Genomic DNA, 519 nt, shown 5'->3' with positions numbered 1-519 from the left:
GCTGTTTGATGAAATCGGTCGAATGCTGGGCCATCAACACTATGCGACAACCCGACTGCATTACCTGCATGGCATGGAATGGGTCGCGCCTGCCTTTCTCCCTCAACAGAGAGAATACACACATGCCGAGCTGAGATACCTCTGGGGAATGAAACCAGGTTCCAATGACATCACTCGTCTTCTGATGAGACTCAGCCCTCAATACGCCCAGCTTTCACCCTCTGAAAAGCAGCGCCACCTGCCGAGCTTTACTCATGCACAGCTGGCGGAGGCTCTGAGCCAACGTTTGGGCAGCAAGCGCAAACCAAGTGGTGATCAAGAACGACTTCAAAAGGCGGAGTCAAACGACAACGAGTGGATTGGACTTTGGACAAAAGGCGTCTCAAGTGTAGCCCAAACCCGCCCTTATCGTTTTCAGTGGGAAACTCGAGAACAAATCAAACGCTTAAAAGAAACGCCTTTGGCTTTTTCCATGGTGAGTGACGCATGGCGCGCCTTTGGGCAATACCAAGGCATTGA

General features: G+C 51.6%; 1 pseudogene. It reads left to right on the top strand.

Annotated features, from left to right (window positions below):
- Positions 1-22: 22 nt before the first annotated feature.
- Positions 23-519: pseudogene (locus AB4486_RS24365) on the top strand (hypothetical protein); the annotation flags it as partial.

Origin of the sequence: Vibrio sp. 10N.222.55.C6, assembly GCF_041473395.1 — a bacterium.
Taxonomy (GTDB): domain Bacteria; phylum Pseudomonadota; class Gammaproteobacteria; order Enterobacterales; family Vibrionaceae; genus Vibrio; species Vibrio crassostreae_C.
The sequence above is the reverse complement of the archived record's forward strand: the minus strand, read 5'-3'. Positions and strand labels throughout refer to the sequence as shown.